Below are 7,604 nucleotides of genomic sequence, written 5' to 3'. Positions count from 1 at the left end.
GATGTGTATAAGAGACAGGTGGTGCCGACGTTCGAGTCGCTCTCGGCGCTGACGCTCTCCATGTCCGGGACGCCGCCGCCGCCCGCGGGCACCGCGCCGGACGGCTTCTCCCAGCCGCCCTTCTCCGCACCCGACTCCGAGGCGCCCCGGCCGTTGCCCTCCGAACGGTCGCCCTTGTCGGCGGGCCGGGAGCAGTCGACCTCGAAGCTCTTCTGCTTCGGGCCCGCCGGGACGGTCCACACCAGCTGGTAGGTGCCCTCCGGGAGCAGGTACTCCTGGCTGCGCGCCGAGCCGTTCACCAGCGGCAGCGTGCTCTGCAGGGTGTCCCCCGGGGGAACCGTCGGGGGCTGCGCGGTGATCGTCCACGGCACCGACGGGAACGACTCGAAGTTGCTGGCGACGAGGACGAACTTGCAGACCTCGACCCCGTCGCGGTCGCCGCGCGAGTGCCAGCCGACCGAGCGGACGTCGATGTCACCGCTGTCGCCGGGGGCGGCGTAGGCGGCGGGTGCCCCGGCGAGGGTGGCTCCGGCGACGGCGACCGCGGTGGCCACCGTGGTGCCCGCACGGACGCTGCGGGAGCGGACGGAAGCGGAAATGCGCATGCTGGGCTCCTTCAAGCCGAGATGATTGTCGTACTGATCACCTGATCGCCTAAGTGATGCCATGGATCGTCAAAAGAGTGTGTAGGGACACGGTAAAAGCGCCCAGAAGTACCCTGACTGGCCGATACGGGGTCAGGGGCGGCGGTTCGCACACGCGGACGGGCCGCCCCGTGCCGGGGCGGCCCGTCCTTCTGCGGGATGGGTGAGCGGGTCAGGAGATCAGTTCGACCTCCGCGAGCGTCGCCCTCTCCGTGCTGACCAGCCGGTACTTGGCGTATATCCCCGGCTTGGCCACCGAGAACGCCCGGGTCTGCCTGTCCCAGGAGAACGTCTGTCCGGACCGCTTGTCCAGGTCCTTCCACCGGGTCCCGTCCGAGGAGCCCTGGAGCACCCAGCCCGTGGGGGCCGCGTCCGCCGTGGCCGACGTCAGGGTGTACTGGAGCGCCTTCGTCTTCGAGGGCACCGGCAGATCCACCGACTCGACGCTCGCCGAGGTGGCCGAGGTGTCGTCGAAGAGCGCGCCGTCGCCGTCGAGGACGTCGCCCCGGGGAGCGGGGACCTTGTCGTCCTGGGTGACGGAGACCGGGGCGGCGTTCTTGCCGGTGCCCCAGGCCGACGGCCTGGAACCCATGTCGAAGTCCAGCGTCCCGCCCCTGGCCAGCAGGTCGTGGGGCAGCGAAGTCGAGGTCCACTTCTTGCCGTTGACCCTCAGGCCCTGGACGTAGATGTTCTTCGCGCTGTTCCCGGGCGCCTTCACGACCAGGTCGCGGCCGTTCTCCAGGTGCACGGTCGCCTTGGTGAAGAGCGGCGAGCCGATCGCGTACTCACCGCTGCCCATCACCAGCGGGTAGAAGCCGAGCGAGGAGAAGAGGAACCAGGCCGACTGCTCGCCGTTGTCCTCGTCGCCGTGGTAGCCCTGGCCGATCTCGCTGCCGGTGTACAGCCGGCCGAGGACCTCGCGCACCTTCTCCTGCGTCTTGTACGGCTGGGAGGCCGCGTCGTACATGTACGCGGCGTGGTGCGCGACCTGGTTGCTGTGGCCGTACTGGCCCATCCGCACGTCACGCGCCTCGGTCATCTCGTGGATGACCCCGCCGTACGAGCCGACGAACTCGGGGCCGGCGGTCTCGGGTGTCGAGAAGTAGGTGTCCAGCTTCTTCGCGAGGCCGTCGCGGCCCCCGTAGAGGTTGGCCAGACCGCGGCTGTCCTGCGGTGCGGTGAAGGCGTAACCCCAGCCGTTGGTCTCGGTGTAGTCGTAGCCCCAGACCCGCGGGTCGTACTGGTCGGAGGGCAGCCGCCAGTCGCCGTTCGCCTTCCTGCCCTGGAAGAAGCCGGCCTCCTCGTCGAAGAGCTTGACGTAGTTCTGCGCCCGGTTGAGGAAGTACTCCGACTCCTCCTTGTAGCGCGCCTTCTTCGTCTTCTTGTAGAGCGCCTCGCCCATCCGGGCGATGCCGTAGTCGTTCAGGTAGCCCTCCAGCGACCAGGAGAGGCCCTCGTGCGTGGAGGTGTCCGCGTACCCGGTGAAGACCGAGGTCTCCATGCCCTTGCGGCCGACGCCGGAGGACGGCGGGGCCACCGTGGCGTTCTTGACCGCCGCGTCGTACGCCGCCTCGGCGTCGAAGTCGACGCCCTTGACGTACGCGTCGGCGAAGGCGACGTCCGAGCTGGTGCCGGTCATCAGGTCGGCGTAACCGGGGGAGGACCAGCGCGAGATCCAGCCACCGTCCTTGTACTGCTGGACGAAGCCGTCGACCATCGTGCCGGCCTGCTTCGGGGTGAGGAAGGAGTACGCCGGCCAGGTCGTCCGGTAGGTGTCCCAGAAGCCGTTGTTGACGTACACCTCACCCTCGACGATCTTCGCCCCGGTCCGCGTCGGGGTGTCGGTGCCGGTGGGCGCGGAGAACGGGCTGGCGTAGACGCTCTTGCCGTCCACCTGCTCGAAGCCGGAGTTGGGGTAGAGGTACAGGCGGTAGAGGCTGGAGTAGAGGGTGGTCAGCTGGTCCGCGTTCGCGCCCTCGACCTCGACCTTGCCGAGGATCTCGTCCCAGGACCTCTGCGCGTCCTTGCGCACCCGCTCGAAGGAGTGCCGCGCGGGCAGCTCCGCGGCGAGGTTCTTCTTCGCCTGGTCGACGCTGATCAGGGAGGTGGCCAGGCGCAGGCCGACCGTGCGGTCCTTCCCGGCGTCGAAGCGGAAGAACCCGGTGACGTCGTCACCGCCGCCGCCCTTCAGACGGCCGCTGTCGGTCACCTTCGCGTCGAAGACACCGTGGACGAACAGCCGGGTGGCGCCCGTGGATCCGCCGCTCTTCACGTCGGAGTAGCCCGTGAAGGAGCCGGTCGCCGCGTCGAGGGTGAGGCCGCCGTCGTTGCTGACGTTGTCGAAGACGACGCTCGCGTCGTCGCCGGGGAAGGTGAAGCGCATCCGCGCCGCGTGGTCGGTGGGCGTCATCTCGGCCTTCAGGCCGTTCTCGAACGTCACCCCGTAGTAGTGCGGCTTCGCCGTCTCGTTCTCGTGGCGGAACGGCAGCGCGCGGGCCGTGCGGGAGGCGTCCGGCGTACCGGAGGCCGCCGACGGCCCCCCCGACGGCATCAGCTGGAAGGTCTGGCGGTCGCCCATCCAGGGGCTCGGCTCGTGACTGGCCGAAAACGCCTGCAGCGTCGGGAGGTTGTCCTCGTTGTTGCCGAGCGCGTAGTCGTAGAGCCAGCTCGTGGTGCCGGCGTTGGTCACCGGGGTCCAGAAGTTGAAGCCGTGCGGGACGGCCGTCGCGGGGATGTTGTTGCCGCGCGAGAAGCTGCCGCTGGAGTTGGTGCCGCGGATGGTCGAGGCGTAGTCCGACAGGTGCGCCTTGCGCTTCTCCGGCGCCTTCGGGGCGATCGTGATGTCGTCGATCCAGCCCTGGAACTTCGCGGGGCCCTGGGGGGAGTCGTACGCCACCAGGATCCGGTCGACCCTCTTGCCCGCCGCGACCGTGCCGATCGACGATTCGACCTTGTTCCACTGGTTCACGTACAGCCGCTTGGCGTCCGCCTGGCCCTGCGGGGTGAGCAGCCCGCCGTGGCTGTCGGTGGCCTTCAGGTCGCTCAGGTAGGTGCCGTCGGTGAACGCGAGGTCCACCGCCACGTGCGTGGCCGGATAGTTCAGGTCGGTCTCGCCCATCTGCGGATAGACCAGGTAGGAGAGCCGGGTGTCCCTGGTGACGGCCGTGTCGACGTCGAAGACCTTGTTGTACGAGTAGGCGCGGCCCTTCGGCTGGTGCGTGCCCGCGTACTTGAGCGCCTTCGTGCCGGTGAACCCGGCACCGGCCTTGGCGGTCGGGGAGCCCGACGGGCCGCGGTCGGGCTGGGTGCGCATCTCGGCGGGGGCGGGGGCGGAGGTGTCGCCGTCGGAGAACTGGACGTCGGCGAGCTGGATCGCGTCCGACGCCCCGTTGTTCTTCGTGAACTCCAGCCGGTAGTGCGGGTAGGCCTGGTCCGGGGTGATGTCGTACGAGGTGGTGCGGAACCGTTCGGAGAAGGACTGGCCGGTCCGGGTGTCCAGGTCCTTCCACGTCTTGCCGTCGGTGGAGCCCTTCAGGGTCCAGTCCTTCGGATCGCGTTCGGCGTGGTCGTTCGCCGAGGTCAGGGCGTAGGTGGCGAGCTTCACCGGCTCTGCGAGGTCGAACTCCACCCAGCTGGTGGGCGCGAAGGCCAGCCACTTCGTGGTGGGCTCCACGTCGACGAGGTTCTCCTTCACCTCGCCGCCGGCGACGTTCTCACCGCCGGCCCGTATCCCTGTCACCCGGTCGGTGACGTTGCCCGGTATTCCGGCGGAGAATCCGCCGTCGACACCTGAAGCCTTCTTCTTTCCGCCGGGGCCTTCTTCGACGGTATTCCGCCAATCCGGCTGCTTTTCATCGGCTTCGAAGGAGGAGTGGAATGAGGTGTTCCCGGCGGGTTTCCGTGCGGGGCCGGCCGGTTGCGCGAGGGCGGCGGTCGGAGCGGCCAGGGCGAGGACGACGGAGGCCGCGGTGACCGAGGCCCCGTAGCCGTGTCTTTTCCGGAAGTCCGGTCGAAAGGCGCGTAGGGACTGCATACGAAGCAAATCCTCCTGGGGGCACGCATGGACAACGTTGTCACTGTGGGGACGCGGATACCAGTAGGGAGTCAAGTGGCGGGATGTGTCAAGGGTGTTGCACGTCGATCACCGGCCGAGTCGACCGACAAAGCGGAAATGGGCATTCCGGTGCACCGGCCGCTCTCCGGGCACACGGTGCCGACACGCCCGTGAGGTCTCAACTCGGGAAAGACTGCCGCTCAAACCTGCATTCGATCTTGCTCAGTCGGCAGCAAGTGGACTATACCTGTCGGCGTCCGCACAGCTGTTTCCCACGGCCGGCGGATACGGGGGACGGGGGACGGGGTCACGTCTGTGTGTGCCGATAGGGGTGCCCACTGCGCCGTTCTCCCGGAAACTCCCCCACTGCACCTGGCACGATCCGGCAATCTGCACGACCCAAGCGCAACTGACCGCGGTGGCGGGGCCCTTCGCCTGAGGCGAATTCACGACGGGTGACCGGTACACCGCCTGAGTCCTGGAGAAGGCGAGGACTTGAGCATGGGATCCACCTCCGCCCACAAGAATGAGGGCCTTGGCCGTCGCGATGTGATCAAGCGTTCGGCCGCACTCGGCCTGATCGCCGTCCCGACGATGAGCTTCCTGACGTCCTGCGCGAGTGGCGACAGCGGGACCGACGACAAGGTGAAGAAGGGCACCAAGAGCGCGAAGAACCCGCTCGGTGTCAATGAGACCGCCCCCCTCGAGGTCGTCATCTTCAACGGTGGCTTCGGTGAGCAGTACGCCATCGACGCGGAGAAGAAGTACAACGAGGCCTTCCCCAAGGCACCGAAGGTCAAGCACGCCGCGACCGAGAAGATCCAGTCGACGCTGCAGCCGCGCTTCAACGGCGGCACCCCGCCCGACCTGATCGACAACTCCGGCGCCGAGCAGATGGACATGGGCGTACTGGTCGGCAAGAAGCAACTGCTCGACCTGACCCCGCTGATGGACGCCCCGTCCATCGACGACCCCGCCAAGAAGGTCCGCGACACGCTGCGCCCCGGTGTCCTGGAGATGGGCCAGTTCGAAGGCGACCCGGTCTGGATCATGTACTACGCGTACACGGTCTACGGCGTCTGGTACTCGCAGACGGAGCTGGAGAAGCTGGACGCGACGTACCCGGAGACCTGGGACGACATGCTCGCGCTCTGCGCCAAGGCGAAGAAGAAGGGCGTCGCCGGCTGGACCTACCCGGGCAAGTACCCGTACTACCTGCCGTTCTCGCTGTACCCCTTCATCGGGAAGATCGGTGGCCGCGAGGTCCTCGACAAGATCGACAACCTGGAGCCGAACGCCTGGAAGGACCCGGCCGTCAAGGCCGCGTTCGAGGCGTACTACGAGCTCTTCCAGAAGGGCTACATCCTCAAGGGCACCCCCGGTCTCACCCACATCCAGTCGCAGACCGAGTGGACCAAGGGCAAGGCGCTCTTCATCCCGAACGGCTCGTGGGTGGAGAACGAGGCCGCGCCCACCACGCCGGACGACTTCAAGATGATGGTCGGGGCGCCCTCCAGCCTGGACTCGTCCGACAAGCTGCCCTTCGGCACCATCTGGGCCTCCGGCGGCGAACCGTTCATCGTCCCGGCGAAGTCGAAGAACCCCGAGGGTGCCATGGAGCAGCTGCGCATCATGCTCTCCGAGGAGTCCTCGAAGAACTTCACCCGGTCGGTCAAGTCCCTCAGCGCCTTCAACGGAGGCACCGACGGGCTGGAGCTCTCCACCGCCCTGCAGTCGGGTGTCGACGTGCTGAAGAAGGCCGGCGACAACGTGGTGAACCCCCGTATGCAGGACTGGTACGTGAAGCTCCAGAAGGAGCAGATCGGTATCGCCGGAATCGGCGAGATGATGGCCGGCCGCGCGACCCCGGCGGAGACCATCAAGAAGATCCAGGCCTTCGCCGACGCGGCGGCCAAGGACCAGTCCATCACGCGCTACAAGCACCAGTGAGCCACCGTCACCAGCGGCGGCACCCGCTCAGAGATCGGGGTCGGTAAAACGATGCAGCACGGCAAGTACCGTTTCATCGTGGGATTCCTGACGGTCCCACTGGCTTTGTACGCCATCTTCGTCATCTGGCCGTTCGTCCAGTCCATCTACTACTCGTTCACGGACTGGACCGGGCTCAGCCCGGACTTCAAGATGGTCGGCTTCGACAACTACAGCCGCATGCTCGACGACGACATCTTCTGGAAGTCGTTGCAGCACAGTGTGCTGCTCGTGCTGCTGCTGCCGCTGGTGACGCTGGGGCTCGCACTCTTCTTCGCCTTCATGCTCAATGTCGGCGGCCGGCGGCGGAAGAACGCCACGGTCGCCGGCGTGCGGGGCTCCTCGTTCTACAAGATCGCCTATTTCTTCCCGCAGGTCCTGTCGATCGTGATCGTGGCCCTGCTGTTCCAGTTCGCTTTCAACCCCACGTCGGGCATGCTGAATTCGGCGCTGAAGGCCGTCGGGCTGAAGAGCCTCCAGCCGGACTGGCTCGGTGACCCGAACCTCGCGCTGTACTGCGTGATGGTGGTGCTCATCTGGTCGACCGTCGGATTCTTCGTCGTCCTGTTCTCCGCCGGAATGGCCTCGATACCGAAGGACTTCTACGAGGCGGCCCTGCTGGACGGGGCCGACCGCATCACGACGTTCTTCAAGATCACGCTTCCGCTGCTCTGGGACACGGTGCAGTCCGGCTGGGTCTACATGGGCATCCTGGCCCTCGGGGTCGAGGCGTTCACCGCCGTCCAGGTCATGACCGTCGGCCCGGGCGGCCCCGACTACTCCACGACCATCCTGCCGCTGTACGTCTACCAGACGGCCTTCCGGGACGCCCAGGCCGGATACGCCACCACCATCGGCGTCGGACTCCTCATCGTCACCATGCTCTTCGCCGGCATCGTGATGCGGCTGGGCCGGCG

Annotated in this window: 4 protein-coding genes; 2 read left to right on the top strand and 2 right to left on the bottom strand. The window is 67.2% G+C overall.

From position 1 onward, the window contains the following. Positions 1-605: hypothetical protein (locus tag IH13_RS0119965; protein WP_063837467.1), on the bottom strand; the 605-nt coding region annotated here is incomplete at its 3' end. A gap of 211 nt (positions 606-816) precedes the next feature. Beyond that, on the bottom strand, positions 817-4,677 hold the full coding sequence (locus IH13_RS0119960) for a GH92 family glycosyl hydrolase (protein WP_031086335.1): 3,861 nt from the start codon (positions 4,675-4,677) through the stop codon (positions 817-819). Positions 4,678-5,199: 522 nt separating this feature from the next. On the opposite strand from IH13_RS0119960, the gene ngcE reads away from it, so the two are divergent. Both ngcE and IH13_RS0119950 read left to right on the top strand, forming a co-directional pair. Beyond that, positions 5,200-6,648: an N-acetylglucosamine/diacetylchitobiose ABC transporter substrate-binding protein gene (gene ngcE / locus IH13_RS0119955; protein WP_031086333.1), complete on the top strand. Its 1,449-nt coding sequence runs from the start codon at positions 5,200-5,202 to the stop codon at positions 6,646-6,648. Positions 6,649-6,699: 51 nt separating this feature from the next. After that, the coding region (locus IH13_RS0119950; protein WP_031086330.1) for a carbohydrate ABC transporter permease at positions 6,700-7,604 on the top strand (905 nt) is incomplete at its 3' end.

This window comes from Streptomyces sp. NRRL WC-3549, assembly GCF_000721935.1.
Lineage (GTDB): Bacteria > Actinomycetota > Actinomycetes > Streptomycetales > Streptomycetaceae > Streptomyces.
This window is presented reverse-complemented; position numbering and strand designations above follow the sequence as displayed.

Bases quoted from the DNA above. Each gene is read 5' to 3' on its own strand.
- IH13_RS0119960 (WP_031086335.1), bottom strand. From the start codon at position 4,677: ATGCAGTCCCTACGCGCCTTTCGACCGGACTTCCGGAAAAGACACGGC.
- ngcE (WP_031086333.1), top strand. From the start codon at position 5,200: ATGGGATCCACCTCCGCCCACAAGAATGAGGGCCTTGGCCGTCGCGAT.